The sequence below is a fragment of the Haloarchaeobius salinus genome, assembly GCF_024464185.1.
Taxonomy (GTDB): domain Archaea; phylum Halobacteriota; class Halobacteria; order Halobacteriales; family Natrialbaceae; genus Haloarchaeobius; species Haloarchaeobius salinus.
Map to the genome: position 1 here is coordinate 120,688 of NZ_JANHAU010000004.1, position 26,710 is coordinate 147,397.

Annotated in this window: 29 protein-coding genes and 1 pseudogene; 16 read left to right on the forward strand and 14 right to left on the reverse strand. The window is 68.8% G+C overall.

Features of this window, described 5'->3' with window-relative positions; translation table 11 throughout:
* Positions 1 to 21: 21 nt before the first annotated feature.
* The 3 genes and pseudogenes from NO345_RS20035 to btuC all read right to left on the reverse strand — a co-directional run bounded on the left by NO345_RS20035 (position 22) and on the right by btuC (position 2,384).
* Positions 22 to 753, reverse strand: a complete 732-nt coding sequence (locus NO345_RS20035; protein WP_497007331.1) for a hypothetical protein — start codon at positions 751 to 753, stop codon at positions 22 to 24.
* 21 nt (positions 754 to 774) lie between these two features.
* Positions 775 to 1,200: pseudogene (locus NO345_RS20040) on the reverse strand (ABC transporter ATP-binding protein); the annotation flags it as partial.
* Positions 1,201 to 1,256: 56 nt separating this feature from the next.
* Positions 1,257 to 2,384, reverse strand: a complete 1,128-nt coding sequence (gene btuC / locus NO345_RS14900; RefSeq protein WP_256300468.1) for a vitamin B12 ABC transporter permease BtuC — start codon at positions 2,382 to 2,384, stop codon at positions 1,257 to 1,259.
* A 70-nt stretch (positions 2,385 to 2,454) separates the two neighbouring features.
* Between btuC and NO345_RS14905 the strand changes: the two genes are divergently transcribed.
* The 5 genes from NO345_RS14905 to NO345_RS14925 are packed head-to-tail and all read left to right on the forward strand — an operon-like array spanning position 2,455 to position 6,023.
* Complete coding sequence (locus NO345_RS14905) at positions 2,455 to 3,636, forward strand: PGF-CTERM-anchored ABC transporter substrate-binding protein (RefSeq protein WP_256300470.1); 1,182 nt, start codon at positions 2,455 to 2,457, stop codon at positions 3,634 to 3,636.
* Positions 3,637 to 3,681: 45 nt separating this feature from the next.
* Entirely contained in the window at positions 3,682 to 3,963 is a 282-nt protein-coding gene (gene srp19 / locus NO345_RS14910; RefSeq protein WP_256300471.1) for a signal recognition particle subunit SRP19, read from the forward strand.
* Complete coding sequence (locus NO345_RS14915; RefSeq protein WP_256300473.1) at positions 3,960 to 4,181, forward strand: H/ACA ribonucleoprotein complex subunit GAR1; 222 nt, start codon at positions 3,960 to 3,962, stop codon at positions 4,179 to 4,181. Before srp19 ends, NO345_RS14915 begins: the two co-directional genes overlap by 4 nt.
* Positions 4,182 to 4,238: 57 nt before the next feature.
* Positions 4,239 to 5,264, forward strand: a complete 1,026-nt coding sequence (locus tag NO345_RS14920; protein ID WP_256300475.1) for a presenilin family intramembrane aspartyl protease PSH — start codon at positions 4,239 to 4,241, stop codon at positions 5,262 to 5,264.
* Between the two features lie 57 nt (positions 5,265 to 5,321).
* The gene (locus NO345_RS14925; protein ID WP_256300477.1) at positions 5,322 to 6,023 is read left to right on the forward strand and encodes an SDR family oxidoreductase; all 702 of its coding nucleotides are present in this window, start codon (positions 5,322 to 5,324) and stop codon (positions 6,021 to 6,023) included.
* A gap of 52 nt (positions 6,024 to 6,075) precedes the next feature.
* Here NO345_RS14925 and NO345_RS14930 read toward each other — a convergent pair whose 3' ends face one another.
* Positions 6,076 to 6,468, reverse strand: a complete 393-nt coding sequence (locus tag NO345_RS14930) for a winged helix-turn-helix domain-containing protein (RefSeq protein WP_256300479.1) — start codon at positions 6,466 to 6,468, stop codon at positions 6,076 to 6,078.
* Positions 6,469 to 6,601: 133 nt separating this feature from the next.
* Between NO345_RS14930 and NO345_RS14935 the strand changes: the two genes are divergently transcribed.
* On the forward strand, positions 6,602 to 7,369 hold the full coding sequence (locus NO345_RS14935) for a DUF7509 family protein (RefSeq protein ID WP_256300481.1): 768 nt from the start codon (positions 6,602 to 6,604) through the stop codon (positions 7,367 to 7,369).
* Positions 7,370 to 7,390: 21 nt separating this feature from the next.
* Here NO345_RS14935 and NO345_RS14940 read toward each other — a convergent pair whose 3' ends face one another.
* Positions 7,391 to 8,389, reverse strand: a complete 999-nt coding sequence (locus tag NO345_RS14940; protein WP_256300483.1) for an ornithine cyclodeaminase family protein — start codon at positions 8,387 to 8,389, stop codon at positions 7,391 to 7,393.
* 53 nt (positions 8,390 to 8,442) lie between these two features.
* Positions 8,443 to 8,682 (reverse strand): DUF8015 family protein, encoded by a 240-nt coding sequence (locus NO345_RS14945; RefSeq protein ID WP_256300485.1) that lies wholly within the window; start codon positions 8,680 to 8,682, stop codon positions 8,443 to 8,445.
* 274 nt (positions 8,683 to 8,956) lie between these two features.
* Here NO345_RS14945 and NO345_RS14950 point away from each other — a divergent pair, with 274 nt between their 5' ends.
* A complete protein-coding gene (locus tag NO345_RS14950) occupies positions 8,957 to 10,186 on the forward strand; it encodes an MFS transporter (RefSeq protein ID WP_256300487.1) in 1,230 nt (409 codons plus the stop codon).
* Between the two features lie 9 nt (positions 10,187 to 10,195).
* Here the strand turns inward: NO345_RS14950 and NO345_RS14955 are convergent, their stop codons facing one another.
* A complete protein-coding gene (locus NO345_RS14955) occupies positions 10,196 to 10,630 on the reverse strand; it encodes a DUF3054 domain-containing protein (protein ID WP_256300489.1) in 435 nt (144 codons plus the stop codon).
* 81 nt (positions 10,631 to 10,711) lie between these two features.
* Here NO345_RS14955 and NO345_RS14960 point away from each other — a divergent pair, with 81 nt between their 5' ends.
* Positions 10,712 to 10,873: a hypothetical protein gene (locus NO345_RS14960; protein WP_256300491.1), complete on the forward strand. Its 162-nt coding sequence runs from the start codon at positions 10,712 to 10,714 to the stop codon at positions 10,871 to 10,873.
* A complete protein-coding gene (gene corA / locus NO345_RS14965) occupies positions 10,870 to 11,838 on the forward strand; it encodes a magnesium/cobalt transporter CorA (RefSeq protein ID WP_256300493.1) in 969 nt (322 codons plus the stop codon). The genes NO345_RS14960 and corA overlap by 4 nt, the downstream gene beginning before the upstream one ends.
* A 4-nt stretch (positions 11,839 to 11,842) precedes the next feature.
* Here the strand turns inward: corA and NO345_RS14970 are convergent, their stop codons facing one another.
* Positions 11,843 to 12,331, reverse strand: coding sequence for a MaoC family dehydratase (locus tag NO345_RS14970; RefSeq protein ID WP_256300495.1), 489 nt, complete (start codon positions 12,329 to 12,331; stop codon positions 11,843 to 11,845).
* A 292-nt stretch (positions 12,332 to 12,623) separates the two neighbouring features.
* On the opposite strand from NO345_RS14970, the gene gdhB reads away from it, so the two are divergent.
* The 3 genes from gdhB (at position 12,624) to NO345_RS14985 (ending at position 16,177) form a co-directional block, all read left to right on the forward strand.
* A complete protein-coding gene (gene gdhB, locus NO345_RS14975) occupies positions 12,624 to 13,907 on the forward strand; it encodes a glutamate dehydrogenase GdhB (protein ID WP_256300497.1) in 1,284 nt (427 codons plus the stop codon).
* 78 nt (positions 13,908 to 13,985) lie between these two features.
* Positions 13,986 to 14,840 carry an HpcH/HpaI aldolase/citrate lyase family protein gene (locus NO345_RS14980; protein ID WP_256300499.1) on the forward strand — a complete coding sequence of 285 codons (855 nt, stop codon included), beginning with the start codon at positions 13,986 to 13,988 and terminating at the stop codon, positions 14,838 to 14,840.
* 80 nt (positions 14,841 to 14,920) lie between these two features.
* Entirely contained in the window at positions 14,921 to 16,177 is a 1,257-nt protein-coding gene (locus tag NO345_RS14985; RefSeq protein WP_256300501.1) for a Glu/Leu/Phe/Val family dehydrogenase, read from the forward strand.
* Positions 16,178 to 16,199: 22 nt separating this feature from the next.
* Here the strand turns inward: NO345_RS14985 and NO345_RS14990 are convergent, their stop codons facing one another.
* The gene (locus NO345_RS14990) at positions 16,200 to 16,742 is read right to left on the reverse strand and encodes a GNAT family N-acetyltransferase (RefSeq protein WP_256300502.1); all 543 of its coding nucleotides are present in this window, start codon (positions 16,740 to 16,742) and stop codon (positions 16,200 to 16,202) included.
* A 68-nt stretch (positions 16,743 to 16,810) separates the two neighbouring features.
* Positions 16,811 to 17,014, reverse strand: coding sequence for a hypothetical protein (locus tag NO345_RS14995; protein WP_256300504.1), 204 nt, complete (start codon positions 17,012 to 17,014; stop codon positions 16,811 to 16,813).
* A 98-nt stretch (positions 17,015 to 17,112) separates the two neighbouring features.
* On the opposite strand from NO345_RS14995, the gene NO345_RS15000 reads away from it, so the two are divergent.
* On the forward strand, positions 17,113 to 17,370 hold the full coding sequence (locus tag NO345_RS15000; RefSeq protein ID WP_256300506.1) for a hypothetical protein: 258 nt from the start codon (positions 17,113 to 17,115) through the stop codon (positions 17,368 to 17,370).
* Here NO345_RS15000 and NO345_RS15005 read toward each other — a convergent pair whose 3' ends face one another.
* A complete protein-coding gene (locus tag NO345_RS15005) occupies positions 17,371 to 18,513 on the reverse strand; it encodes an acyl-CoA dehydrogenase family protein (protein ID WP_256300508.1) in 1,143 nt (380 codons plus the stop codon). It lies immediately after the preceding gene.
* 194 nt (positions 18,514 to 18,707) lie between these two features.
* Between NO345_RS15005 and NO345_RS19850 the strand changes: the two genes are divergently transcribed.
* Complete coding sequence (locus NO345_RS19850; RefSeq protein WP_256300510.1) at positions 18,708 to 22,151, forward strand: DUF4350 domain-containing protein; 3,444 nt, start codon at positions 18,708 to 18,710, stop codon at positions 22,149 to 22,151.
* 4 nt (positions 22,152 to 22,155) lie between these two features.
* On the forward strand, positions 22,156 to 22,920 hold the full coding sequence (locus tag NO345_RS15015; protein ID WP_256300511.1) for a hypothetical protein: 765 nt from the start codon (positions 22,156 to 22,158) through the stop codon (positions 22,918 to 22,920).
* A 22-nt stretch (positions 22,921 to 22,942) separates the two neighbouring features.
* On the opposite strand, the gene NO345_RS15020 is transcribed toward NO345_RS15015, so the two are convergent.
* A complete protein-coding gene (locus NO345_RS15020; protein ID WP_256300513.1) occupies positions 22,943 to 23,386 on the reverse strand; it encodes a cupredoxin domain-containing protein in 444 nt (147 codons plus the stop codon).
* Positions 23,387 to 23,540: 154 nt separating this feature from the next.
* On the opposite strand from NO345_RS15020, the gene NO345_RS15025 reads away from it, so the two are divergent.
* A complete protein-coding gene (locus tag NO345_RS15025; RefSeq protein ID WP_256300515.1) occupies positions 23,541 to 25,076 on the forward strand; it encodes an aldehyde dehydrogenase family protein in 1,536 nt (511 codons plus the stop codon).
* Between the two features lie 60 nt (positions 25,077 to 25,136).
* Here NO345_RS15025 and NO345_RS15030 read toward each other — a convergent pair whose 3' ends face one another.
* The gene (locus tag NO345_RS15030; protein ID WP_256300517.1) at positions 25,137 to 25,949 is read right to left on the reverse strand and encodes a hypothetical protein; all 813 of its coding nucleotides are present in this window, start codon (positions 25,947 to 25,949) and stop codon (positions 25,137 to 25,139) included.
* Between the two features lie 4 nt (positions 25,950 to 25,953).
* Positions 25,954 to 26,418 (reverse strand): hypothetical protein, encoded by a 465-nt coding sequence (locus NO345_RS15035; RefSeq protein ID WP_256300519.1) that lies wholly within the window; start codon positions 26,416 to 26,418, stop codon positions 25,954 to 25,956.
* Positions 26,419 to 26,710 lie beyond the last annotated feature (292 nt).

Sequence of the window (26,710 nt, forward strand, 5' to 3'; positions counted from 1 at the left end):
CGCTTGAACGTTGGGACGCCCTCAGTCGTCCGTCGCTTCCACGAGCCGTTTCGCGCGTGCAATCGCGTCGGCGACCCCGCGTACGTCGGTCACCTCGCCCCGTCGTCGGAGCGTTTCGGCGCGTGACGCGGCGCGCCTGGGTGGCTGCTGCTCTCCACCCGATTCATCGACGACGACCAGCGGCGAGCGGCCGTCCAGGAGCCCGTACACCTGGTCGTCGCCGGCGACGAGCGCGGGGTTCGCGACGGCGACCACGGCAGCACGGTCGACGGCCTCGCGGGTGGCCGACAGGGTCGCGTCGTCGAGGGGTTCGTGGGGGTAGCGCTCGATGGTCTCGACGTCGAGGAGAGCCGCCGTCTCGGCCAGCGCATCGCCCTGGGTGACGGGCCCGACTGAGACGCTCGCGTCCGCGCCGACGAGTCGTTCCAGCGTCCGGGCGGCGACCGAGCCGGAGCCGACGAGGTGGACCGAGCGGTCGACGGCCCCGGGCTGGCGTGCGAGCGTGGTCACACCGAGGCTCTCGGTGACCGGGTCGCGCCGGAGCACCGTGCGGGCGTCGAACGAGTCGGCGAGACGGTCGCGTGTCAGCACCGACTCCGGTAAACCAGTAGCCACGATATCTCCGTCGGCGAGCAGCGCCAGTTCGTCGCAGTACCTGGCCGCGAGCGAGAGGTCGTGGATGGCCGCGACGACGGTCTTCCCGTCGGCGACGAGGTCCGCGACCAGTTCCAGCGTCTCGACCTGGTGGTTCACGTCGAGGCTCGCCGTCGGCTCGTCGAGCAGGAGGATCGGTGTCTCCTGTGCGAGTGCACGGGCGATGGTCACGGTCTGTCGTTCCCCGCCGCTCAGCTCGTCGATCCGGCGGTCCGCGAGGTGCTCGGCGTCGACGCGGGCGAGTGCGTCGTCGACCGCCTGTCGGTCCGTCCGGGTGGAGGGCTCGAACCGTCCCCGGTGCGGTGTGCGTCCCATCGCGACCACATCGCGCGCGGTGAACCCGAAGGAGACCGTGGTGTCCTGCGGGACGACGGCGACCCGCCGGCTGGCGGCTTTCGAGCCCAGTTTGTCGAGCCGGTCGTCGTCGAGAGAGACGGTGCCGCCGTCGGGGTCGAGCGCGCCGCTGACGGTCCGGAGGAGCGTCGTCTTCCCCGCCCCGTTCGGGCCGACGAGTCCGAGGAAGGTGCCGGGTTCGACGGCGAGCGATACGTCATCGAGGACGGTCGCGTTGCCGAACGAGACGGTGACGCCGTCGATGTCGATCACAGTGCGTGCACCTCCCGGCGGCTGAGCAGGAACAGGAAGAACGGCGCACCGACGGCGGCGGTGACGACGCCGACGGGGAGCACCTCAGCGGTCGAGCGCGCGAGCGTGTCCGCGACGACGAGGAACGTCGCCCCGGCGAGCGCGCTCGTCGGCAGGAGCACCCGGTGGTCGGGGCCGACGACGAGGCGCATCGCGTGCGGGACGACGAGCCCGACGAAGCCGATGACCCCTGCGACGGCGACGCCGGCGGCCGTGATGGCGCTGGACACCGCGAGCAGGATCTGTTTCGTGCGTTCGACCTCGATGCCGAGGTGGTGGGCGTCCTCCTCGCCGAGCATCAGGACGTTCAGGTCCCGCGTGAACGGCAGGAGCAGGAGGAAGCAGGCGGCGACGGCGACGAACGCGACGCCGACCGGCTCCCAGGCGGCGTTCATGCCGAGGTCGCCGAGCAGCCAGTAGTACGCCCGCTGGAGCGTGCCCTCGGGGCTGGTGACCATGAGGAACGAGACGACCGCCCCGAGGAACGTCTGGACGGCGACCCCGGCGAGCAGCAGGGTCGCGACGGGGGTGCGGCCGCCCTCGGTCGCGATGGTGTAGACGAGGAACGCGGCGGCGACCGCGCCGACGAACGCTGCGCCCTCGATGCCGAACGGGACGGCGGTCCCGACCAGCGGGATGGCACCGCCGAGCGTGATGAACGCGACCGCACCGACCGCCGCACCGGAGGAGACGCCGACGATGGAGGGGTCGGCCATCGGGTTCCGGAAGAACCCCTGCATGACGGTGCCGGCGGCGGCGAGCGCGAAGCCGACGACGGCGGCGAGTGCGATGCGCGGCAGCCGCAACGAGATGACGATGACCCGGGTGGTCTCGGCCACGTGGAACGAGAACGGGTGTGTCGTCTCGACCCCGACGCCGAACGGGAGGAGCGTCACGCCGAGGAGGCCAGTCGAGCCCTCCGTCGCGTGCACGCCCGTCGGAATCCAGAGCGCGTTGAGGATGGCCGCGGCGACGGCGGTCGGTGCGATGTCGACGGGGCCGACGGTCGTACAGACAGCGACGGTGGCGAACAGCAGGGCTACGAGGCCGCAGGACCACACGACTGCTCTGAGGTCGGTACGCATCGCTGGCGCTTGTTCACAATTCTACTTGCTTTAGGTAAATACTTATTGCATACGTCGCGAGTTGGGTGTGATGACAGGTACACGGACGACGCTCGTGGTGGCACTGTTGCTGGTCGGTTCACTCGCGGCCGTCGTGGCCCCCGTCGGTGGGGCCACGGCAGCCATGGAACCGACCAGTGCGACGGCCGCCACCGCACAGGAGGACTGCTCGTTCCCGTTCTCCGCGACGGACGCGACGGGAACCGAAGTGACGGTCGAGGAAGCACCTGACTCGGTGGTGACGCTCGGACCCGCCGCCGCACAGACGATGGTCGAGATCGGTGCCGGCTCGAAGGTCGTCGGGGCGACCCAGTACGCGAGCTATCTGGACGGCTCCGACGCGTGGGCGAACATCTCCGGCTCCGGTCGGGCGTTCGTCAGCGTCGAGCGCGTCGTCGCCCAGCAGCCCAAGCTCGTGCTCGCGGAGAACATCGTGAGCGACGACACCGTCGAACGCCTCCGCGACGCCGGCATCACGGTGTACAAGTTCCGGAGCGCGAGCAGCATGGACGCCGTCCTCGAGAAGGTCGAGGTGACCGGTCAGCTCGTCGGTGCCTGCGAGGGTGCGAGCGAGACGCGCGACTGGATGGAGACCGAACTCGAGGTCGTCCAGCGCGCCGCCGAGGGACAGGAGTCCCCGCAGGCGCTGTACGTCTTCTACGGGACGACGCCCGGCCCGGACACGTACATCAACGACCTGATGACGACCGCTGGCGCGGAGAACCTGGCGGCATCGGCCGACCTGGAGTACAGCCAGGCGGGCTACGCCCGCATCAATCCCGAGGTTGTCGCGAACATGACCGTCGAGTGGTTGCTGCTGAACGGCGGCCAGCCCGAACCCCGGATTCCAGAGTCCGAGGCCTACCAGAACACCATCGCAGTGCAGGAGGACCAGACGATCGTCCTGAACGAGAACTACGTGAGCCAGCCCGCCCCCCGCAGCGTCTACGTGATGCGGAACCTCTCGCAGGCGTGGTTCCCGGAGGCGTACGCGGAGGCCAACGCGAGCATCCGCGGTGAGGCCTCGACTGGGACGACCGCGACGTCCGGTGGCCCCACCGCGACGGCAACCGACGGCAGTCAGACGGACGCGGACACGAACACACCGACCGCATCGACCGACGGCAGTGACGACGGCGGCTCGCCCGGCTTCGGCGTCGTGGCGGCACTCGTCGCCGCGCTCTCGCTCGCCGGCATCGCCCGCCGGACGTAACGCGACTCCGAAAGGCCGATACGACCCCCGCCCCTCGGTCGGGGCATGGTCGAGAACGTCATCTACCCCGCGTACTTCGACGCGGGCCTCACGCGGTCGAAGGGACGACGTGTCCCGGACGACCTCGCGGTCGAGGAGCCGGACGTCGAGGAGATCGCGAAGGCCGTCCAGCAGGTCGGCTACGACGCGGTCATCGAGCGCGAGAAGAGCTACTCCCGCGAGGGCCACCGCCAGCGCGGCCGCGTCCTCGTGAAGAACCCCGACGACGACTCGAAGAACGACATCGTCCAGGCCGTCGCGGCGTACGTCAACGCCCTCCGCGAATGAAGCGCGTCGGCGAGGTCGTCCGCGTCGCACAGGGGCTCGCGGTCGCACGGAGCGAGGGCGACGAGTACCCCGACATCGGCACCGAGGCGGTCGACGAATCGCTCAACGCGGTCGGCCGTGTTGTCGACGTCTTCGGCCCGGTCTCGAAGCCGTACGTCGCCGTCACCACCGACGACGACCCCGCGCTGTTGCTCGGACAGACCCTGTACGCCCGGTAGCGGCGGGGGCGTCCAGCGAACGGAAAGCCGATAAACCGCCGGCCGGAACGGACGGCCATGAACGACCGGACGCGCGTCCTCGGGGCCGTCGGCCTCGTCGTCGCCATCTTCCTCCTCGTCCAGCTCGGGGCGCTCTCCCTGGTCCAGCCCTTCGAGGCGCAGGACCGGCAGGTCGTCGAGAACCCGAACGACCCGACGAACAGCATCGTCTACGTCGCCGCCATCCTCGTCGCGACCGCGCTGATGCTGCTCGCCTTCCGGTACGACCTCCAGTGGCTCATCCGCGGGTTCATTATCCTCACGAGCGGGATGCTCTCGTGGTACGTCTTCGCGGCGTTCCTCGCCCCGCTCGTCGCCGCGGTCCCCGCTGCGCTCATCGCGGTCGGCCTGCTCGTCTACCCCGAATGGTGGGTCATCGACGCAGCCGGCGTGGTGATGGGTGCGGCCGCCGCCGGCCTGTTCGGCATCTCGTTCGGCCTGTTCCCCGCCATCCTCCTGCTGACGGTGCTCGCGGTGTACGACGCCATCTCGGTGTACGGCACCGAACACATGCTCACGCTCGCGGAGGGCGTCATGGACATGAAGGTGCCCGTCGTGCTCGTCGCACCGACGACGCTCTCGTTCTCCTTCCGGAAGCTGGGGAGCGGCCAGGACGGGGGGGAGGCCGGCGGGCCCGACGAGACAGCCACCGGCGACGGTGGGCGGCCCGACACGGCCGAGACGGACAGCCCGGAGGACGACGACGAGGGCGTGACCGACCAGTCGCCGATGGAGCGCGACGCGTTCTTCATCGGCCTCGGCGACGCCGTCATGCCGAGCATCATCGTCGTCTCCGCGGTGCACTTCCACACCGCCGTCCCCGGTGGGACCGTCGACGCGCTGGTCACCGACCCCATCCTGCTCAACCTGCCCGGGCTGACCGCGATGGTCGGCACCATCCTGGGCCTGCTCGTGCTGATGTGGATGGTGCTGAAGGGTCGCGCCCACGCCGGCCTCCCGCTGCTCAACGGCGGTGCCATCGGCGGCTACCTCGTCGGCGCGCTCGCCAGCGGTGTCCCCCTGATGGCCGCGCTCGGGCTCTGAACCGGCCCGGACTGCCGCGGTCCGAACGTGTTTTGACTGTTCGCTCCTCTCTCCCCCATGACCGAACGGGTAGCAGTCGTGACCGCGGCGGGCCGTGGCATCGGCGCAGCGTGCGCCCGACAGCTCGCCGAGGACGGGTACACACCGGTACTGCTGTCGAAATCTGGCGCGGCGAAGGAGGTGGCCGAGGAACTCGGCGGCGTCGGCTTCGAGGGCTCGGTGACCGGCCCGGCAGACCTCGAGGCGCTGGTCGACGCGGCGCTCGACCGGTACGGACGCATCGACGTCGTGGTGAACAACACCGGCCACCCGGCGACGGGCGACCTGCTCGACATCGACGACGGGGACTGGCACGACGGACTCGACCTCGTGCTGCTCAACGTCGTCCGGATGGCCCGGCTCGTCACACCCGTCTTCGAGGAGCAGGGTGGCGGGAGCGTCGTCAACATCTCGACGTTCTCCGCGTACGAGCCGTCGCTCGACTTCCCCGTCTCGTCGGTGCTGCGGGCGGGCCTCGGCGCGTTCACGAAGCTCTACGCCGACCGGTACGCCGACGCCGGCATCCGGATGAACTGCGTCCTGCCCGGTTTCGCCGACAGCTACGAGGTCGACGACGGGACGCTGGCGGAGATCCCGATGGGTCGGCCCGCTGCGGTCGAGGAGATAGCCGACGCGGTCGCGTACCTCGCCTCGGACGACGCGAGCTACGTGACCGGACAGAACCTGCGGGTGGACGGCGGGCTGACGGACTCGGTCTGAACGGAGGGGGCCGCCCGAGAAGTGGACGCCGAACGGACGGACCGAGGGTCGGCTACTCGCCGGGATCGTGCCCGGTGACGTTGCGGTAGTCGGCCGCGATCTCCTGCCGGCCGAGGTGGGTGATCTCGTAGAACGTCCGCCGGCCGTCCGCGCCTTCGGGCGCGCCGGTGCGGGCGACGAGCCCGGCGTCGACCAGTTCTCCGAGGTGGTGGGTCAGGTCGAACGTGGGGTCGTCCACCGCGTCGGCGAGCTCGCTCCGGGGCACCTCGTCGCGTTCGTACAGCAGGAACACGATGGCGTAGCGCCGGGCGTCCCCCAGCGCGGCCTTGCGGGCGGCGTGGTCCGCGAGCGTGCCCATGCTGTCGTCGAACAGCCGGTCGTCGACGTAGCTCTCAAGGTCGCGCTCGTCGGGCGGGGTCGGTTGGTCGTCGGTTTCGGCGGCCATGGTACACCTGGTGCTACGACGTGACGGAACAAGTATCCACCGATTAGAGAGAAATATTTCTTCCTTTTCTGCTGACTGCTCTGCTGGCGTTCCCCCTCGTCTTATTTCCTCCTCCCGTGAACGCAATCAACAGATGTTCGACGGACAGACGACCTTCCGCTACGGCGGCCGCCCCATCGCCGACATCCTCGCCGAGCAGGCCCCGGAGCCGCCGCGGTTCAGCCGGCAGAACGATTTCACCGTGTACGTGATGGGCCCGTACACCGCCTTCAGTGCGGCCTACGCCTACGACGACGGCGACCGGCTCGCGACACCGTTCCAGTCGGACCCGCTGTTCGACCCGGAGCGACACGTCACCGAGAGCGGCCGCGGAGACATGGAGCGGGCACTCCGTGACTTCTGCGCCGAGCTCCGGGACCGCCACAGCTGCCGGGCATTCATCGCCAGCGACATCGGCATCCCGACCTACCGGCAGGCTCGGGAGCTGAACGAGAAGCGGGACGACGACGAGCCCGATGTCCAGGGCATGGCCCCGCTCGACCAGTCCATCGCCTTCGCCGCCCACAGCGACGCCGTGCTGTTCCTGTTCACGCAGGGCGGGCTGACCACCGGCGTCGGCACCGAGACGGGCGGCATCCTCGGCGAGTTCCACCTCCGACGGGGGAACCCCGCGACGACGCACAAGCCCGGCCAGCGCGTCGCCATCTACCAGGACGCCGAGTTCGGCAGCGCGACGGTCGACGAACTCCCCTACGGCTTCGACGTGCGCTACGACGAGTTCCGCCGGCGGGACGACCTCCACGACAAGGTCCGGAACTGGTTCGACGCGCTGACTCGCGAGGCACGGGACACCGACCTCCCGGTGTTCGTCCCCGGTGAGACGTACGCGCCGGAGGAGTGAACGACCCGTTCCCTCGGACTGTCAGCCCTGCAGCGCCTCGCTCGCGGGGGCGAACTCGATCTCGCTCCCAAGGTCCCGCTCCACCGCCTTCTCGTACAGCAGGTACGCACCGGCGGTCGTCTCGATGCCGGTGCCGCCGGAGTCGAACACCGTGATCTCGTCGTCGCTCGTCCGGCCGTCGACCTCGCCTGCGACGACCTCCCCGAGTTCGGCGTGGACGTCGTCCTCGCCGACCAGCCCGGCCTCCATCGCGGAGATGAACGACCCGGCGTCCTGGGTGACGCGCTCGCGGAGGTCGGGGACGTACGTCGCCCGGCGGACCGTCGTGTGGTCGAGTTCGCGCTTCTCGGGGTGGTACTGGCCCATCGCGGTGACGTGCGTGCCGGGTTCGAGCAGGTCACCGTCGAACACGGGCTCCGAGGCGGTCGTCGCGGTGATGACCACGTCGGCGTTCTCGACCGCGGCGGCCGAGGACGCGACCGCGCCGACCGCGGCGTCGTCGTACCGGCGGTTCATCTCGGCCGCGAAGGACTCGCGGTTGTCCTTCGTCGGGGAGTAGACGTTCACCGTCTCGAACTCCCGCACCGTCATCGTCGCCTTGAGCTGCCCCTGGGCCTGCGGGCCGGAGCCGATGACCGCGAGCTTCGTCGCGTCCTCGCGGGCGAGCTCGTCGACGGCGACCGCCCCCGCCGCGCCGGTCTTGAACGGGTTCATGTGTGCGCCGTCCACGAGTGCCAGCGGCGCGCCGCTCTCGGCGTCGAACAGCGGCGTCACGAACCAGGCGTCGACCTCGCCGAAGCCGGCGGAGTACATGTAGCCGCCCATCGCTCCCGTGTCGGGGAGGATTGCGGCGTAGCTGAACAGCATCCCGGGTGGGTCGCCGTTGCGGAGGGTCGAGCGGGGTTTCGCGGCCGCACCCTCGCCGCGCTGGCGGTAGCCCTCGCGGACGGCTGCGACGTACTCGGCGGGCGAGGCGAGGTCGGCGACATCGCTACTCGTCAGGAAACGGGCGGTCGTCATACGCTGAGAATCGAGGGCCGGCACCAAAAAGAGCGGTGCTGGGTACGTTGGTCTCAGTCCGCCTGCGGCGGCGCGGCCGTGCTGGGCGTGGACTTCGCGGGCTCTGCCTCCTCGGCCACCACGTCGACAGGTGCGTTCACGAACATCGCGTGGCCGATGAGCAGCACCGAGAGGACGGCGGCGACCGGGATGGCCGTGCTCAAGGCCATGTCCGCGACGGTCGTCAGCGCGGCGGTTCCTCCGATGAACGAGACGGGAATCAGGCCAAGAACGATGTCGTAGTACCCAGTCATAATCTGTCGATATCTATGCGTACCGTACATAAAAAACTTTGGGAGATATCCCTGCGGTAGTTCATCGGTTGGGAACCCATATTTACTACCCAGGATTCTCATAAGTTATGAGTATCCTATCACCCGGTAATCGTACTGCAGTACTGCGTTTCTGCTCTCGCTAACCTCTCGTTTTGAGCATCACATAAATAAGTACTCAGAGTCGTGGTACCGCTACGCACGGACGACTGCCGGAACCGGAGCGTTGAACGGGCGACCAGCCGACACTGTAGCTGTGAACCGTAACGACCGTGCCATCGTCGCGCTCGTCACGCTCGGTCACGCGATGGTGCACACCTACGAGCTCTCGATCCCCATCTTCGTGAGCGTCTGGCTCACCAGCCCGGCGTTCTCGGTCGACGCGGCGACGCTCGGAGTCGTCACGACGGTGGGGTACGGCCTGTTCGGGCTCGGCGCGCTCCCGGGTGGGGTGCTCGCCGACACCGTCGGCTCGAAGCGACTCATCGTGGGCTGCCTCCTGGGGATGGCCGGCTCGTTCGCGCTGCTGTCGGTCGCCTCGTCCATCTGGCTCGTCGCCGTCGCGCTCTGCTTTTGGGGCGTCGCGGCCAGCGTCTACCACCCCTCCGGCCTCTCGCTCATCAGCCGCGGCGTCGAGGCCCGCGGCTCCGCCTTTGCCTACCACGGGATGGCCGGCAACGTCGGCATCGCGCTCGGCCCGCTCGCCGCGACGCTGCTCCTGCTGGTACTCGACTGGCGCGGCGTCGCGCTCGTGCTCGCGGTTCCCGCCGTCCTCGGCGCTGCGCTCGCGCTCCGGTTCGACGTGGACGAGCGCGCGGCCGTCGCCGACGGCGGAACGGACGCGGGTGACTCGAAGGCCGACGCGGTGGAGTCGTGGCCGGAGTTCGTCGCCGGCTCGAAGCGCCTGTTCGCCGGCGGCTTCCTCGTCATCCTCGCCATCGTCGTCTGCTCCGGGCTGTACTACCGTGGCGTCCTGACGTTCCTGCCGGACATCCTCGGCGACTTCCAGTCGCTCCAGCCCGTCGAGTTCGCCGGCGAGGACCTCGAGCCCGGTCGGTACGTCTACAGTGGCCTGCTGATGGTCGGCGTCGTCGGCCAGTACGTCGGCGGGCGACTCACCGACCGCGTGGCACCGAGCCGCGCCCTCCCGTTCGCGTTCGGCCTCCTCGGCCTGCTCGCGCTGGTGTTCGTCCCCGTCTCCGGACTCGGCCTCCTGCCGGTGCTCGCGCTCTGTGGCGTCCTCGGCGTCGCCCTGTTCGTCGTCCAGCCGCTGTACCAGGCCGCCGTCGCGGAGCACACGCCAGCCGGCACCCGCGGACTCTCCTACGGCTACACCTACCTCGGCGTCTTCGGCGTCGGCGCGCTCGGCGGCACGCTCGCGGGCGGCATCCTGACCTACGCGGACGTGGACGTCCTGTTCCTGGTGCTCGCGGGGATCGGGTTGCTCGGCGCGACGGCGAGCCTGGTTCTGGGCCGACGGGGCTGAGAGACCGCGCTACCGCGTCGAGGAGAGCAGCGTCACCGCGACGAACCGGACGAGTGCGAGCGCGACAGTTCCCAGTCCCGCCATCACGGCGAGAAACGTCCACGGGATGGCACCGGCGAAGTACGGGGAGCCGCGGAGGATGGCCCCGATGGCGACCGCGCCGAGCCAACCACCCACGGCGGTGCGGACGGACCAGATACGGTCGGCGAGTGCGCGCTCCCCGTACGCGCCGACGAGCGTGGCCACGACCGCCCAGCCGAGCAGGAACGGCACGGCGGTCTCGGCCAGCACGAGGGGCTGTTCGACCGGGTTGATCTGGTGGCGAAGCTCGCCCGCGACGATGAGCGCACAGAGCACCACGACGTCGGCCACGACGACCCGCAGGCGGTCGCCGGCCGTGCTCCCGCCGGCTGCCACCGTGCGGAGGCGATCGAGCGCGTGCATGCGCCGAGCTTGGAACGGGAGGGCCTTCGCTCTCCCGGTTTCCGAGCCAACGCTTTTCCCGTCGCCGTCAGAGGGAGTACCATGGAGCGAACGTTCGTGCTCGGGGTCGTGCTGACACTCGCCGGGCTCGTCGGCTACGGCGTTGGCGTGTCGACGCCGTACCCCGGCCGGGAGCTCTCGCTGGTCGGCATCATGGTCGGCATCACCCTCGCCGCCGTCGGGCTCGGAGGTGGCGGCTCGTGACGGTCCAGAGCCACGTGTTCCAATCCGCGGGTGTCGACGAGCACGACGACCTCGCCGCGGCAAAGGAGGCCCCCGGGACGACGTGGACCCGCGTCTCCGATGGCACGAGCGAGGAGCTGGAGGCGGTCGCGGAGACGTTCGACATCCACGCGCTCGAGCTCGATGACGTGCGCAACGACGTGCGGCCGAAGGTCGAGCAGTTCGAGAACCACCTGTTCGTCCTGCTGAAGACCGCGACACTCCGTGAGGGCGAGACCACCTTCGCCGAGGAGGTGAAGACCCGGAGCGTCGGCATCTTCGTCGGGCCGGACTGGCTCGTCACGCTGTCGACGCACACCATCCCGGCCGTCGGGGTCGTCTGGGACGCCGTCACCCGCGAGGAGCGACGACTGCTCGCCCGCGGGCCGGACTTCACCGCCTACCGCATCATCGACGCCATCGTCGACGGCTACTTCCACGTGCTCGACGAGATCGAATCCGACATCGAGGCGGTCGAGGAGGAGGTCGTCGGCGCGACGGGTCTCGACCTGCTCGAGGACATCAACGAGCTCCGACGGGACCTGCTCTCCGTGCGGCGCGTGCTCTGGCCGACCCGCGACGCCGTCGGCGTGCTCGCCCGAGGCGACCTCGACTTCGTCGACGAGACGACGGAGAAGTACTTCCGCGACGTGTACGACCACGTCGTCCAGCTCGTCGAGCTCAACGAGACGTACCGCGACCTCGTCACCGGCGCACGCGATATCTATCTCAACTCGCTGTCGATGTCGACCAACGAGGTGATGAAGACGCTGACGGTCGTCGCGACCATCGTCCTGCCGCTGACGTTCGTCGTCGGCGTCTACGGCATGAACTTCGAGCGGATGCCGGAGCTGGCGTGGCCGTACGCCTACCACGCCGTCGTCCTCGGGATGGCCGGCATCGCCGGTGTGATGGTGCTGTACTTCCGACGCGAGGGCTGGCTGTAGGGACTCAGTCCCCGGCGTGTTCGCGCTTCAGGGAGAGCACGGTCCGGTCGAACTCACAGACCAGCACCTCGCCCTCGCCGCGGTCGTCATCGTCGTCGAGGTCCACGACGAACGCCTCGACGTGCATCGTGACGACGCCGCGTTCGCCGTCGCTCGTCTCGCGTTTGTCCGTCACGGTCGACTGCACGCGGAGCGTGTCGCCGTGGAACACCGGGGCGGGGTGCTCGACCTCGTCGTAGGAGAGGTTCGCGACGATGGTGCCGTCGGTCGTCTCGGGGATGGAGACACCGACCGCGAGCGCCAGCGTGTAGATGCCGTTGACGAGCCGCTGGCCGAACTGCGTGTCGCTCGCGAAGGACTCGTCCAGGTGGAGCGGCTGCTGGTTCATCGTCATGTCGCAGAACCGCTGGTTGTCGCTCTCGGAGACGGTGCGGCGTCGCTCGTGTTCGATGGTCTCGCCGACCTCGAACGCCTCGTAGTAGCGGCCGGTCATACCCGAAGGGACTCGCGGCCCGGTCTTAGTCGGTACGCTTCGGTGTCCGTTCCCGCCGGTTCGGTTCACTCGCGACCGGATTGTAACTTCTGCCCCGACCGAAACCGTTTTGTTTAAATTCGTCTGCGGGGTACGGCCCGTAGATGCACCGGCAGTCCCACCACGTGGGGGTTCTCACTGCCGGTCGAACTTCGCCAGATGCCGTGCCACCGTCTCACACGACAACGCCGCCGTCGACGACCAGCGGGAACAGACGACGGACGGTGACACGCATCGGTGGGAGGTCACAGTCATGGTCACAGCCACAACATCGGAAGACGAGACGGAACAGCACGAGGAGAGCGCACTCGAGACCGCTCGACGACAGCTCGCCGGCGCGGCCGAACTGGTCGACGTCGACGAGGGCGTCATCGAGCGCCTGAACCACCCCGACCGCGTCCAGCGGGTCTCCATCCCGCTGAAGCGCGACGACGGCACGACCGAGGTGTACACCGGCTACCGCGCCCAGCACGACAGCGTCCGCGGCCCGTTCAAGGGCGGCCTGCGCTACCACCCCGGCGTCTCCGAGCAGGAGTGCATCGGGCTCTCGATGTGGATGACCTGGAAGTGCGCCGTGATGGACCTCCCCTTCGGCGGCGCGAAGGGCGGCATCGTCGTGGACCCCAAGACCCTCAGCGAGGGCGAGAAGGAGCGCCTCACCCGCCGGTTCGCACAGGAGCTGCGCGACGTCATCGGTCCGAAACGCGACATCCCGGCCCCCGACATGGGCACCGGCCCGCAGGAGATGGCGTGGTTCATGGACGCCTACTCGATGCAGGAGGGCGAGACCACCCCCGGCGTCGTCACCGGCAAGCCACCCGTCATCGGCGGCTCGTTCGGACGCGAGGGCGCACCCGGCCGCTCGGTCGGCATCATCGCCGAGCAGGCCATCGACTACTACGACTGGGACATCGACGGGACGACGGTCGCCGTGCAGGGCTTCGGCTCGGTCGGCGCGTACGCCGCCCGCTACCTCGACGACCTCGGCGCGACCGTCGTCGCCGTGAGCGACGTCGACGGGGCCATCTACGACCCCGACGGCCTCGACACACGCGACGTCGAGGACCACGACGAGCGCCCCGGCATGGTGTCGGGCTACGACGCCCCGCGGAGCCTCGCCAACGAGGAACTCCTCGAACTCGACGTGGACGTGCTCATCCCGGCCGCCATCGGCAACGTCCTCACCGCCGACAACGCCGACGACGTGCAGGCCGATATGATCGTCGAGGGCGCGAACGGTCCGACGACCTCCGCCGCGGACGCCGTCTTCGACGAGCGCGACATCCCCGTCGTCCCCGACATCCTCGCCAACGCCGGCGGTGTCACCGTCTCCTACTTCGAGTGGCTGCAGGACATCAACCGCCGCCAGTGGTCGCTCGACCGCGTCAACGAGGAGCTGCGCACCGAGATGCTGAAGGCGTGGGACGCGGTCCGCGACCAGGTCGACCGCCGCGACGTCAGCTGGCGCGACGCCACCTACGCGGTCGCACTGAACCGCGTCGCCGAGGCCCACGAGGCCCGCGGGCTCTGGCCGTAGGGCGGACGGCCGCCCGGTCACCGAGTCGGCGGCCCCGGACCCGGGAGTTTCAACAACACGCCCGCCGTCGGTCCGGATATGCTCAGACGTAGCGTGCTGTTCTCGCCCGGCGACCGACCGGAACTGATGCGCAAGGCTCCCGGAACCGGTGCGGACACCATCGTCTTCGACCTGGAGGACGCCGTCGCACCGGCCCGCAAGGACGAGGCTCGTGCGGCCGTCCGCGACGTGCTCTCGGACCCGGCGTTCGACCCCGACGCCGAGGTCTGCGTGCGGGTCAACCCGGTCGAGGACTCCGCGACGACGGCTGCCGACGACCTCACGGTGGTGTACGACGGCGACGCCCGGCCGGACGCGCTGATGCTCCCGAAGTGCACCGACGGCGACGACGTCGACGCGCTGGACTCGCTGGTTCCCGGCGAGACGCCGCCGGTGCTCGCGCTGGTCGAAAGTGCAGCGGGCGTGCTCCACGCGGAGTCCGTGGCGGCCGCCGACGCGACGGACGCGCTGGTGTTCGGCGCGGAGGACCTCTCGGCCGACATCGGGGCGACCCGGACCGACGAGGGCACGGAGGTGCTCTACGCGCGCGAGCACGTCGTGCTCGCGGCCGCCACGGCCGACGTCGACGCCATCGACACCGTCCACACCGACTTCTCCGACGGCGAGGGGCTGCGCGAGGAGACAGAGTTCGCCATCGAACTGGGCTACGACGGCAAGATGGCCATCCATCCGTCACAGGTGGCGGTCATCAACGAGGCGTTCACGCCCGATGCCGAGGCCGTCGAGTGGGCCGAGCGCGTGCTGGCTGCGAGGGCCGAAGCCGACGAGGAGGGCCGCGGCGTCTTCCAGGTGGACGGTCAGATGATCGATGCGCCGCTGATCGCACAGGCCGAGCGCGTCGTCGCACGTGCCGAGGCGGCAGACGGCGTATAAGGGTGTTTAGACGGCTTTAATATCACGAAATAGTTTATATTCCGCCACGCTTAACCCCCACCCCCGAGATTTTTCGGCTGATGACAGACGAGGCCAACCCGTTCGAGAGTCTCCAGGAGCAGGTCGACGACGCAGCCGCGTACCTCGACGTCCGGGACGACGTACTCGACCGGCTGAAACACCCCGAACGAGTACTCGAGACGAACCTCACCGTCGACATGGACGACGGGAGCATCGGCCGGTTCAAGGCGTTCCGCTCGCAGTTCAACGGCGACCGCGGCCCCTACAAGGGGGGCATCCGCTACCACCCGGGCGTCAGCCGGGACGAGGTCAAGGCGCTCTCCGGCTGGATGGTCTACAAGTGCGCGACCGTCGGCATCCCCTACGGCGGCGGCAAGGGCGGGATCGTCATCGACCCGTCCGAGCACTCCGCGGACGAACTGGAGCGTGTCACCCGGTCGTTCGCGAAGGAACTCCGGCCGCTCGTCGGCGAGGACAGGGACATCCCCGCGCCCGACGTGAACACCGGCCAGCGCGAGATGAACTGGATCAAGGACACCTACGAGACCCTCGAGAACAAGACCGAGCCCGGCGTCGTCACGGGCAAGGCCATCGAGTCCGGCGGCAGCGAGGGTCGTGTCGAGGCGACCGGACGCTCGACCATGCTGGCCTCCCGCGAGGTGTTCGACTACCTCGACCGCGACATCTCTGAGGCGACCGTCGCCGTGCAGGGCTACGGGAACGCCGGCTGGATCGCGGCAAAGCTCGTCGACGAACTCGGCGCGGACGTCGTCGCCGTCTCCGACTCCTCCGGTGCCATCCACAGGGCCGACGGCTTCGACCCCGTCGCGGTCAAGGACTTCAAGCGCGAGACGGGCTCCGTCACGGGCTACGAGGACGCCGACGAGGAGGTCTCGAACGAGGACCTGCTGACGATGGACGTCGACCTCCTCATCCCGGCGGCTCTGGAGAACGCCATCGACGAGGAGCTCGCCCACGACGTGCAGGCCGACGTCATCGTCGAGGCTGCGAACGGCCCGCTCACGCCCGACGCCGACGACGTACTCACCGAGTCCGACGTGTGGGTCGTCCCCGACATCCTCGCCAACGCGGGCGGCGTCACCGTCTCGTACTTCGAGTGGGTTCAGAACCGACAGCGGTTCTACTGGTCCGAGGAGCGCGTCAACGACGAGCTGGAGACCATCATCGTCGACGCCTTCGACCGCATGACCGAGGCCCACGAGTCCTTCGACACGCCGAGCCTCCGCACCGCCTGCTACGTCAACGCCGTCCAGCGCGTCGTCGACGCGTACATGGATTCGGGCAACTGGCCCTGAGCCCCGGTCGAACGTCCCGCAGTCAGTCGAGCCGTTTTCCGTACCACCGTTCCCCGTCAGTCTCCGCCAGCGTCGCGTAGCCCCGGTGCTCGTAGAACCGACACGCCTGCTCCATGGACGCCTCCGTGTGGAGTATCGTGTCCCCGAAGCCTCGTTCGGCAGCCCGTCGTTCGAGCCGGTCGAGCAACGCGGTGCCGACGCCCACACCCTGCAGGTCGGGGGCGACCGCGACGCTCCGGATCCGGCACGTCTCGTCGACGGCCGCCGGGAGCCACGACGGCGGGTCCGACTCCTCGCGCACGTACGCGAGCGGCTGGAACCCGCCGATCGCGACGATGGCCGGCTCGGCGGCGTGGTCGCGGGTGGTCGCTGCTGTGCCGGGGTCGGCCGCCTCGACGACGGTGAACCAGCCGCCTGTTTCGAAGAACTCGCGCTCGACGTGACGGAGATAGCGGTTGTACTCGGGGTCGTACGCCATCGCGGACGCACGCAACGCCCGGTCGTGGACACGCCAGACTGCGTCGGTGTCGCTGGCTTCGAACCGACGAACCACGAGGTCGTCCATGCGGGACGGTCCTCGCGTGGACACGGAGAAACTTGCGGCGTCGGTGTTGCGGTGGGGGTGCCGCGGCGTCAGTAGTTCGACGAACTGTCGCTCGAACTCGTCAGATCCGTGATCGTCTCCTCCAGTTCGTCGACCAGTTCGTGGCCTTTGCTCGCCGCCTTCTCCTTCTTGCCGCCGTCGCCACCGAACTCGTCGAGCTTCGACCGGAGGCTGGCCAGTGCGTCGTCGACCGCGTCGCCTGCCGATTCGCTCTGTGTCTGGTGGTCGGTCATGGCTACACCCGAAAACGGGTGCGCGAAGCAGTTCAAACGTCGGCCAAACCGGATTGGCTCCGGTGGATTCTTGCCCGCTGGACCGATAGTGTCGGGGGATGCCAGACTCCGACCGGTCGCTCAGGGACTCGCTCACGGGCTTCTTCAAGGAGTACAACAACCTCTACGTCATCGTCCTCTTCGGCTACGGGCTGGTGGTGTTCCCGTGGCTGCGCGCGGAGGGGTTCTACGGGCTGGGCGTCCTCATCGGCGTCCTGCTGCTGGTCGGGATGGTGTTCGCGCTCCGGGCGAACGTCGAACGGGCGAAGGACCGACTCGGCGGCAACGACGAGGAGTACGAACGGCGCGGTTTCTGACTACAGTCCGAGTTCGCGGCCGATGACGAGGTGCTGTATCTCGCTGGTCCCCTCGCCGATCTCCATGAGCTTCGCGTCGCGGTAGAACCGCTGCGGGGCGAAGTCCTCGGTGTAGCCGTAGCCGCCGAGGGTCTGGACCGCCTCCTCGGCGACCTCGCGGGCGGCCTCGCTCGCGTCGAGCTTGGCGAGCGACGAGGACTTCGTGACGGACTGGCCCTGGTCGTACTGCCACGCGGACTTGTGGGTGAGCAGCCGGGCGCGCTCTATCTTGCGGTCCATGTCGACGACCTTGTCACGGATGGCGTCGAACTTCGAGATGGGCTGGCCGAACTGCTCGCGCTCCTTGGAGTACTCCTTCGCGGCCTCGTACGCACCCTGTGCGAGCCCGGTCGAGATGGCCGCGATGGAGATGCGGCCGCCGTCGAGCGTCTTCTTCGTCTGCTCCCAGCCGTCGCCACGCTCGCCGAGCATCCGGTCCTCGGACAGGCGCACGTCGGTGAGCTTGATCTCGCAGGTGGGCGATGCGTTCAGGCCCATCTTGTCCCAGAGCGTCGTGACCTCGAAGCCGTCGTCCGCCTCGGGGTCGACGATGAACGTCGAGATGCCGCCGTAGCCCTCGCCGGGGTCGGTGACGGCCTTCACGAGGACGCTGCCGGCCTCGCTCGCGTTCGTGATGAACTGCTTCGTGCCGTTGAGCACCCACTCGTCGCCCTCCTTCTCGGCGGTCGTGTCCATGTCGGAGGCGTCGGAGCCGCTGCTCGGCTCGGTGAGCGCCCACCCGCCGAGGTACTCGCCGGAGGCGAGCGGCGTGAGCCAGCGTTCCTTCTGTGCCTCGGTGCCGAACAGTTCGAGGGGCTTCGAGGCGAGCGAGGTGTGGGCGACGTACGAGAGCGCGACAGAGCCGGAGACGCGACCCAGCTCCTCGGCGACGACGGCGTACATCAGCGTGTCGCCGCCGAGGCCGCCGTACTCCTCGGAGATGGGGACGCCCATCACGTCGAGTTCGGCGAGCTGGTCGAATATCTCCTCGGGGAACCGGTGCTCGTCCTCGATCTCCTGTGCGACGGGTTCGATCTCCTCGTCGCAGAAGCGCCGCACCTCCTCGCGGATCATCCGGTGCTCGTCCGGCAGCGTGAAGTCCATACGCAACACTTGCCGAGGGTCGAAATAAAAATGCCGAAGGTCGACCCCACCGGGACGCCCGTCCGGGAGACCGAGAGACAGGTATCTTCGGCTCGTTCGTACAGATATAGTCCCTTATAATACTATATACTCTATATCTTTAATCTGAAAAACAGACCAGTGTATTTATATCGGTTTCTACGAGTTGGTTCGGTGTGCAACGACGTGATTTCATGGCCACACTCGCCGCGACCTCGCTGGGGAGCGTCGTGTCGGCCACGGGAGCGGGAGCATCGTTCGGTCAGAGCGCAGCACTCGACGTCGGCCAACTCCGGTTCTACTCGACCGGCAGCCTGCTGAACGCGTCCGGTGAACCGCTCACCGACGGCTCGAACGTGCTCGTCTGGGCGGAGCCGACGGCGTACAACGCCGACGAGGACGGCAACGGCGACGCGGTCAGCTACCCCGACGGCACCGACATCCCGCTCGCCGGCATCGACGGGACCGTCGTCGGCATCGGCAACGACCTCGTCAACAACCAGGAGTCGTTCAGCGACGCCGGCAACGAGGAGTTCCTCCTGAACGTGTGGGACGACCTCACCGGCGGCGACGCGACGGTCCTCGTCGACGAGGGCCACGACAACGCGATCACGCGGTCCGACATCTCGACGTTCGCCGGCTACGCGGAGGACAACGGCTACACCGTGAACGCGACGACCGACCTCGCGGCCGACCTCGGGAGCGCCGACGGGCTGGTGCTCGCCCGCCCGACGACGGCACTCTCCGACAGCGAGCTCTCGGCCGTCGCCTCGTTCGTCGACGGCGGTGGCGCGCTGTTCCTCCACGACGCCTCGGACTTCCAGGACCAGGACCAGACCGCGAACCTGAACGCCGTCGCCGAGACCGTCGGCGCGGCGTTCCGGTTCAACGACGACCAGGTGTACGACGACGAGAACAGCGGCTTCGAGAACTTCGTCATCCTCACCGAGAACGGCAACACCGAGCAGTACCCCGAGCTGTTCGCGGCCCGTGAGGGCATCGGCGGCGGCGGTGAACTCCCGTTCGAACCGGGCGAGAGCTACCCCGGCACCGTGACGAGCGTCGCCGACGGCGACACCTTCACCGTGGAGTTCGAGAACCAGGACGTGGGCGCACAGTCCATCCGCGTCCTCGGCGTCGACACGCCGGAGAGCCCGGAGAACGCGAGCGCCGAACGCCCCGAGGAGTGGGAGGGCCTCGCCTACGAGACGGCCAGCGACGCCCGTCCCGTCGACACACTCTCGCACTACAGCGGCACCTGCTTCCTGGACGACGCGATGGAGCCGCTCACCGACGCCGCGACGGTCCTCTACTGGGCACCGTCGAACGCCACCGTCACCGACCAGAACGGCGGCGACGCGGTCAGCTACCCCGACGCCGACATCCCGCTCGCCGTGAAGGACGGCAACCTCGTGGGGCTCAGCGCCAACATGGTCAACGACCAGGGCGGGTGGGACGGCGACAACTGCGACTTCGTGCTGAACGTCTGGGACGCCCAGCTCGGTGGCGAGGGCACCGTCGTCTGGCTCGACAACGGCCAGTTCGACAACCTGGGCGACGTGTTCGGCAACTTCGAGGGGCGTGCGGAGGACGCGGGCTACACGCTCGAGTCCGCCAGCGACCTCGCGGCGGCCGCAGGCGACGCGGACGCGTTCGTGCTCTCGTCGCCGAACGCGCTCTCGGACGCGAACCTAGCCGCCGTCGCCAGCTTCGCGGCTGACGGTAACCCGGTGACCTTCATCGGCAAGTCGGACTACAACGACTTCGACCGGACCGAGGCGCTGAACACCGTCCTCTCCGAGATCGGTGCAGCGTTCCGCTACAACGACGCGCAGGTCGTCGTCGACGGCGACTTCTCGTTCGGCACCGAGCAGTTCAACACGGACAGCTACGCGCCGTACTTCGGCGGCGACAGCGAGGACCCGCTCGCGCACCTCCAGGAGTGGGCCGGCGAGGCGACGGAGTTCGCGGCCCAGGAGCTCTCCGGCGCGGACGTCGTCGTCAGCTTCGACGAGAACGAGGGCGTCACCGACCCGTTCGACCGGCTGCTCGGCTACGTCGCGTACGACGCCACCGGCGACGGTAGCAAGGACACGCTGTACAACGCCCGGCTCATCGAGGAGGGGTACGCCCGCGTCTACGGCTCCGGCCTCTCGAAGCACGACGAGTTCTGGAGCTACGAACACGACGCCCGCACCGCCGGCACCGGCCTCTGGGCCGAGAGCGACGTCGTGTCCGCCCCGAGCTACCGGAACCGGCCCGTCGAGGACCTGTTCGTCCCGACGCCCGCGGCCGTCGGCTCCGCGAACGGCGCGCTCGGCCAGGGTCGCGTCCCCGTCAACGCCGAGTCGAGCGCCAGCGAGAGCGAGGCCCCGCTCGTCGGCGTCGACCAGGGCAAGAGCGTCGCGATGCTCGGCGGTCTCCTCGTCGACGAGTCCCACGAGGAGGCCGAGGGCTCGGGCTACGACGTCTCCGGCTTCGAGAACTTCACGTTCGTCTCCAACCTCGCGGACTCGCTCTCCGGACGCGAGGGCGACGTGCTCGTCGACGGCGGTCACGGCCAGTTCAGCGCGGAGTTCGCCCTCTCGAACGAGGACGCGGCCTACTACCAGCGGTTCCTCGAGGGCGCGGGCCTGCACTTCGAGCAGGTGAACGAGCCGACCGCCGAGAAGCTCTCGCGTGGTCGTGCGCTGCTCGTCACGAGCCCCACCGAGGCGTTCTCCGACGCGGAGGTCGATGCCCTGCGGAGCTTCCGCGACGACGGCGGTGCCATCGTCCTGCTCGGCGACGCCGACGCGACCGACGCGGCACGCGAGAACCTGAACTCCCTCGCGAGCGCCCTCGGCTCCGACCTGCGTCTCACCGGCGACGCCGTCACCGACGGCTCGAACAACGTGAACGGCGACGCCGGACTCGTCACGACGACGAACTTCCACGACGACTTCGACCTGTTCGACGTCTACGAGCCGGGCACGGGCGGCGGAGAGCCGGGCCAGCCGACGCTCTCTGTCAGCTTCCCCGAGCGCAACGGTGCCGGCAGCGCCGTCCCGGCCGACCTCTCCCTGTCGAACGCGCCCGACGGACTCGCCGGCTTCGACGTGACCATCAGCATCGCCGACACCGGTGTCGCCGCCGTGACGGACGTGGGCTTCGACGACGTCTTCCCGGACTCGACCACCGAGGCGTCCATCAGCGCCGACGGCTCGACGGTCTCCCTCGAGGCCGCGGACATCGAGGAAAACGTCGGCACCGGGGCGTCGGACGTGCCGCTCGCCACGGTCTCCCTCGAACCGCAGTCGGCCGGCACCACCGGCATCGACCTCGAGATTGGGGCGCTCGACGCCGACGACGGATCGGTCATCGACGCCGGAACCAGCACCGGCGACCTGACCATCGCCCCCGTCGAACGCATCGGCGACAACGACCTGCCGACGGACCCGGACGACGACGGCGTCTACGAGGACCTGAACGGCAACGGCCAGCTCGACTTCGAGGACGTCGTCGTCTTCTTCGAGAACCGCGAGTCGGACGCCATCCAGGACTACGTCGACTCCTTCGACTTCAACGACAACGGTCGCATCGACTTCGACGACATCACGACCCTGTTCGAGGAGATATAGAGCGATGGACCGCCGCGACTGGACGACCGACCACCGGTCGGCGTTCGCCACGCATGCGTCCGTCATCGTGCTCGTACTGGCGCTCGCGCTCGCGCCCGCACTCGCCGGCACGACCGGTGCCGCCGGCGAGAGCGCACAGGCGGACGACCCGACGCTCGTCGTCGCAGACGAGAGCGTCGACCCCGGCGGGACCACCGAGACGACGCTGACGCTGTCCGCCGTGCCCGCGGGGCTCTCCGGGTTCAACGTCACGGTCGCCGTCGCCGACACGGAGACGGCGACGGTCACCGACGCGGCGCTCGCCGAGCCGTTCCCGGCCATCGGCGACGGCTCGGTCGTCGTCGCCGACGACGGTAGCTCGGTCCGCCTGAAGTCCGCCGACCTCGACGACGAGGTCGGCCCGGGTGACGGCCCCGTCACCCTCGGAACTGTCACGCTCGCCGGCGAGACAGCCGGACAGGTCGGCCTCGTGCTGTCGGTGGAGCAGGTCGACGACGACGACGGCGCGCGGGTCGACCCGACGGCCGACGACGGCCTGCTGACCGTCGGCGACGCGACGACCGCGACGCCGACGGCCACCCCGACGCCGGCACCGACGACCGACCAGCAGGGCACGCCGAGCGCGACGGACCAGCCCGGGACGGGGCCGGCCCCGACGACGACGGACGACGATGACGGCTCGGTCGGGCTCGGGTTCGGTGCGGCCGGCGGGCTGCTCACCGTCGCTGCGCTGGCACTGGTGCTCGTCGCAGGTCCTCGCCTGCACTGAGAACTGGGTTCAGCGTCTCCTCCTATCCGTCCTGACAGGGTAACGCCGTGTCGACGCTCACGTCGCCGACGACGACCGCGCCGCACATCGCCTCGCGCCCGTGGATGCTGCACCGGTAGGCGTACAGTCCGTGCTCCTCGAACACGCGGTCGAGCGGCTCGCCCGCCGCGACGGTCTCGGCGTCGAACGACCAGTCGGTGGCACCGCCGACATCGGTGTCGGGCGTGACGTCGTGTGCGGTCGCGTCGACGTTCCCCCAGCGGACGCGGTCGCCCGGGTCGACGGAGACGCACAGCGGTTCGAAGCCCGCGGCGTCGACCTCGACGGTCGCGTCGGCGGGGGATGGGCTGGTGGTCGGCGGTGCGGTCGTCGCTGGGTCGCTGCTGCCACCGTCGTTGCAGCCGGACACCCCCACTGCCAGGCACGTGCCGGTCGCGGCGAGCAGCTCGCGGCGCGAGGTGTTCATACCCAGAGACACCCACGTCCAGTCGATAAAATTACATTTCTGCGTGTGAAACCAACACCGGATTTGAACGTGTATCCGACCATGGGCGGGACGCGCAGTCCCGCACATAGCAGCCTTTTTGACGGGTGGCAGCGAAAATTTTACCTGATTCGTTATGAGCCAGCAGGACATCGACACCTACCAGCACTACATCGACGGTGAGTGGACCGACGGTCACGGCGACGAGACCTTCGAGAGCAAGAACCCGGCGACGGGCGGGACCCTCGGCGAGTTCCACCGTGGAACACCCGAGGACGTACAGGAGGCCCTGGAGGCCGCCGACGAGGCCGCCGAGATGTGGCAGGCCATGTCCCACATCGACCGCGCGGAGTACCTCTGGGACATCTACCACGAGCTGCGCGAGCGCACCGACGAGCTCGGCGCGGTCGTGACCAAGGAGTGCGGCAAGGAGATCAGCGAGGGCAAGGCCGACGTGGTCGAGGCCGCGCACATGGTCGAGTGGGCCGCGGGCGACGCCCGCCACCCGAAGGGTGACGTGGTCCCCTCCGAGATCCCGAGCAAGGACGCCTACATGCGGCGGAAACCGCGCGGCGTCGTCGGCTGCATCACGCCGTGGAACTTCCCGGTCGCCATCCCGTTCTGGCACATGGCCGTCGCGCTCGTCGAGGGCAACACCGTCGTGTTCAAGCCCGCCGAGCAGACGCCGTGGTGCGCCCAGATCATCGCCGAGATGTTCGTCGACGCGGGCATCCCCGACGGCGTGTTCAACATGGTCCAGGGCTTCGGCGACGCGGGTGCGGAGATCGTCGACAGCGACATCACCGACACGGTGCTGTTCACGGGCTCAGCGGAGGTCGGCCACGAGGTCGCGAGCAAGGTCGGCGGTCAGCCCGGCAAGCTCGCAGCCTGTGAGATGGGTGGCAAGAACGGCATCGTCGTCACCGAGGAGGCCGACCTCGACGTCGCCGTCCACTCCGCCGTGATGTCCAGCTTCAAGACGACCGGCCAGCGCTGTGTCTCCTCCGAGCGCCTCATCGTCCACGAGGACGTCTACGACGAGTTCAAGGAGCGCTACGTCGAGGTCGCACAGAACATCGCCGTCGGCGACCCGCTCGACGAGGACACGTTCATGGGCCCGGCCATCGAGGAGGGCCACGTCGAGAAGATCCGCCGCCACAACGAGATGGCCCGCGAGGAGGGCGCGAACGTGCTCGTCGACCGCTTCGAGCTCAACGACGACGAGATCCCCGACGGCCACGAGGACGGCCACTGGGTCGGCCCGTTCGTCTACGAGATAGAGTACGACACCGACCTGCGCTGCATCAAGGAGGAGTGCTTCGGCCCGCACGTCGCCCTGCTGGAGTACTCGGGTGACATCGAGCGCGCCGTCGAGATCCACAACGACACGCCGTACGGGCTCGCCGGTGCCATCATCTCCGAGGACTACCGTCAGATCAACTACTACCGCGACAACGCCGAGATCGGCCTCGCCTACGGCAACCTACCCTGCATCGGTGCCGAGGTCCAGCTGCCCTTCGGCGGCGTCAAGAAGTCCGGCAACGGCTACCCGAGCGCACGCGAGGTCATCGAGGCCGTCACCGAGCGCACCGCCTGGACGCTCAACAACTCGAAGGACATCGAGATGGCACAGGGCCTGAGCGCGGACATCAAGACGCAGACGGACGACTGAGGACCCGGCGACGCTACGTACTCGCTCTCTTCTTTAAGCTGGGTAGTCACGGGGGACGGCTCAGAGCTGGACGACCGAGAGGAACGTCGAGATACGACTGCCGCCGATTCGGAGCTCGCTCCCCTCGTACTGCTCGACCTCCAGTTGGAACGTATCGCCGGTCTGGACGCCGAGCACCGGCCTGGTCGCCTGCAGCGTCGAGTCCGCGGTTCCCCTGTCGAAGTCCTGTAGGACGCCCAGGTTCCCGTTCCGTCTGACCGTGAACCAGTGGTTCGTGCCCTCGCTGGGGGTGTCGTACCAGGAGACCCCCGCGGAGACGAGGTAGTTCCCGGGCTCGGTGACCTCGATGCGGTGGTTCGCGTCGTCCCACTGGCTACGCTGGTCGGTCTCGACGCTCTCGAACTCGACGGTCGTCGTGGTTCCCGACGGGACCGGATGCTGGTAGGCCCCCCAGACCGTCGTGCCGGCGTCGGACGCGACCACCGTGGTCGCCTCGATTCGGTCCGCGGTCACGGTCTCCGGCGAGATGTCGTCCCCGGAGTGGGTGTGTGCCGTGTCCGCCTTCCCGTCGAGTTCGGCCTTGCGCGCGACGTCCGTGTTCGCGGCGGGCGGGTCCGTGACGCTCACGTTCTGGTAGGTCGGAGCCTCGCCGGTCGTCGCGAGCCGGTTCCAGTTCGAGCCGTCACCGATGAACGTCGCACCGGTGTCCGTCGCGAAGAACTTCGCGCCGGCCTTCGCGGCGTAGTCGTCGCGGTTCGACTCGCGGTCTCTCACCTCGACGTCGGCGTCGAGTCGCTCGAAGTTGTCGTTCAGCGGGACGTGCCAGTCGGTCGCCCCTCTCGTGGGCGTGTTGTAGGAGTGATTGTCGGTCATCGTATCAGCGGGTCCCCCCGTAGCCGTACTGCCCGTAGCCCTGCTCGCCGTAATCGTCCTCGGGAGTGGTCGTCGTCGTTCTGGTCGTCGTCGGCGTGGACGTCTCGGTCGCGGTCCGCGTCGCCGTCGGCGTGGACGTCTCGGTCGCGGTCCGCGTCGGAGTGGCCGTCGTCGTGCTCGAGCCGGCCGCGGTCGTGGCGACCGTGGTCGCCACCGACGTGGCGGTCGGCGTCGGGGTGCCGCCGTACCCGAACGTCGTGGTCTGCTCGTCCGACTCGTCCGACCCGTCATCTCCCCCGACGAAGGCCTCTATCGTCGCACACCCCGCGAGACCGACGCCCCCGACGAGCGACATCGTCTGAAGGAGTGTCCGCCTGTTCACCACGCCGTCACGTGCTCCGCCGGGTTCGTCGCCCGACCTGTCGGGCAGTCGGCCACCCGAAGATTTCGGTGATTCGTGTCGAACCATGGGGAGCGTCTCCCCCGAGGGGGTATAAATCGGGACCCGACGTACTTCGTGAACCTGAACAGTCGGGGAGTCAGTTACGTTCTGCGGCAGTCCTCGGCGCTGTCGGGCGCCCTCGCGGAGCAAATGTATGAGAATTGACCAGTGCGCATCGTCGATAGCTGGTGGGAATGCCTCGGCTGACGGGACACGGAAACAGCGATGGCTCCTCACGGCAACGGATGGCTGTCGGTCGCCGCGAACGACGGCCCGCGAGGGACAGGAGTGCGGGCCACGAGAGTGGCGGGTTCGAAGC